The organism is Paenibacillus sp. MAEPY2 (assembly GCF_000499205.1).
GTDB lineage: Bacteria > Bacillota > Bacilli > Paenibacillales > Paenibacillaceae > Paenibacillus > Paenibacillus vandeheii.
Genome location: NZ_AWUK01000079.1, coordinates 1 through 2,498, shown reverse-complemented (window position 1 = coordinate 2,498; position 2,498 = coordinate 1). Strand labels below are relative to the sequence as shown.

Annotated in this window: 1 protein-coding gene and 2 pseudogenes; 2 read left to right on the top strand and 1 reads right to left on the bottom strand. The window is 41.6% G+C overall.

Annotation, left to right across the window (positions count from 1 at the left end; all coding sequences use genetic code 11):
* Positions 1-702: pseudogene (locus P364_RS0134150) on the top strand (serine hydrolase); the annotation flags it as partial.
* 57 nt (positions 703-759) lie between these two features.
* The gene (locus P364_RS0134145; RefSeq protein WP_024634445.1) at positions 760-1,701 is read left to right on the top strand and encodes an alpha/beta hydrolase; all 942 of its coding nucleotides are present in this window, start codon (positions 760-762) and stop codon (positions 1,699-1,701) included.
* Between the two features lie 92 nt (positions 1,702-1,793).
* On the opposite strand, the pseudogene P364_RS0134140 reads toward P364_RS0134145, so the two are convergent.
* Positions 1,794-2,498 (bottom strand): annotated as a pseudogene (locus P364_RS0134140) (serine hydrolase); the annotation flags it as partial.

Here is a 2,498-nt window from a genome sequence, read left to right as displayed (position 1 = left end):
GGTACAGAAAAGTTGAAATTCGTTGTGGAGAAAAATGGGAATACCTACCTGTGGTCTCGATCTTATATCTCCGTTCCAGGACTCGGACAGGTGGCTTTCTCAGAATATAATGCGGAGAAGCTCAAAGCCAATACATTACCCAAGGAGATTAACGCTGCATGGGCAAAGCGTGATGGTAAAAAATATTATCTGGTGAATGCGAAATACACATCAATGCTTTATCTTAATGCTACATCGATCCTGCCTATTCAGTTGAATAAAGAGAATCCAGGGTATATGTCCAATAACAAGATTACTGGAGCGAACGCAGCGGCCAATCTCTTGCAAATTCCGGGTACTGCTGGACGTGATACGATGGACATTCATTTCTCCAAAAAGAACGGAGGAGAGTATCTTACATTTTCAGGTTATGTATTCGCCAGTGAGGAAATGGTGAAACCAATCTATTCGGGTAAACGATCCGCAACAATCATTCAAGCAGATGGCTATGCCAAATGGTTTTCGGTACCCGCTACTGCGAAAGGAAAAGTCATGACAGTGAAGTTACCTGCAAATGGAGCCTTTGCTATCTATGATCAGAACGGAATTTGTATTAATCACAGCGTGGTCAGCGGTAAGAATGTTGTTGTTTTACCAGAGAACGGTCGTATTGTGTTTGCAGGTGAGGTTGGTTCCCAATTTGAAATTTCATTAAAAAAGTAAAATGAATAGCGTTTCAAACGTCTGTACAACAAACGAACTCAACAGGAGAACACCATCATGATGAAAAAAATATTAATCATTTTGCTTAAAATATTTGGTGCGATCGTTATTGCTTTTGCATTATTTATCGCCACCGTTTTTATTGTTAATGTATTTAGCAACAAATCAGAGGAAGGTAAAATAAAACCCTATGGTCAGTTTGTAGCGGTTGACGGGAAAAACATGAACGTGTTGATTCAAGGAAAAGGCGAAGAAACGGTCGTATTACTTCCTGGATACGGAACACCAGCTCCAGCCCTTGATTTCAAACCACTCATTGATGAGTTATCACCATTTTACAAAGTTGTTGTCATTGAGCCTTTTGGTTATGGATTAAGTGACGTAACTGAAAAAGAGCGTACCACGGAAAATATGGTTAGTGAAATTCATGAAGCGTTACAGCAGCTTAATATTCATCGTTACACGCTCATGGGTCACTCCATTTCAGGAATTTACGGACTGGACTATGTGAACAAATATCCAAACGAAGTAAGTGCCTTTGTCGGGATTGATAGCAGCGTTCCAACGCAGGGAGGTAATGATGATCCATTTCCAACTGAAACGTACAAGCTGCTTAAAAAATCCGGATTCTACCGGTTGTTAATGAAACTGGCCCCTGATCAACTGATTGCACCCGATGTTGATGATGAAACCAGAGAGCAAATTAGAATCCTTTCACTCAAAAATACGTTTAATCCGAACAACCTGAATGAAGGTGAAAACTTTGGTCCTAATTTCAAAGCAACGGAGAACTTGTCCTTCCCCAAAAATCTTCCTGTGATTTTCTTTTTACAAGCGAATGATACCGAAACGGAAGGATGGATACCTTTGCATGAAGAGCAAGTTAAAAATTCAGTACATGGTAAAGTGATGACATTTGAAGGAGGACATTACTTACACCATACCCGATCCAAAGAAATAGCCGAAAACTTCAGGAAGTTTATGAATGAAGTAAAATAAACTTGGTACCTTTCAGAATTGATTTCAGAAAGAACGAAACGCCCGTCCCCCAGTAGAACACTGGGGAACGGGCGTATTTTACATATTCATTATTATTTATCTGTTAACGAAATTTCGAACCTTGAACCTGCTTCACCAGCAAATACAATCGTGCCATTCACGGGCAATGCAACTTCATTCTCACCACTGACCACGGTATGATTCGTACTGATACCAGCCTGGTCATATACAGTGAAAGCACCTTTCGAAGGCATCTTCACCGTCATCACTTTACCTGCGGCTGTCGCGGGTACCGAATACCATGTCGCATAACTATTCGTTTGAATCGTTGTCTCCGATTGTTTTCCCGAAAAGAGTGGTCTCACAAGTTCTTGACTGACGTAGATCTTTCCTCCTGCTGCCACGTATTCCACGCCGTTTTTCTTGAAGAACTCATACTCCATCGTATCTCGTCCAGCCAAGCCTGGAATTTGCAGTTGGTTCACGGCCAGGTTTGCATCAATAATTTTATTGGTATACACATAACCGGGTACCTCATTAAACAGATGAATGGGGATGATCGGCGTTGCACTGTCATATACCGTTGAGGTGTATTTCTCATTCACCAGATAATAAATGTTGCCTTCGCGCTGCTTCCAAGCGGCTGTTACATCTTCGGGTAATGTATTGGGTTCAAGCTTTTCTGCCTTATACTCCGAGGAGGCGATCTGTCCAAGCCCAGGCACAGACTGATACGAGCGAGACCACAGGTATGTATTCCCATTATCCTCTTGGGCAAATTTCAACTTTTCTGTACC

Coding starts and splice junctions, on each gene's coding strand:
- P364_RS0134145 (WP_024634445.1), top strand. CDS start 760: ATGATGAAAAAAATATTAATCATTTTGCTTAAAATATTTGGTGCGATC.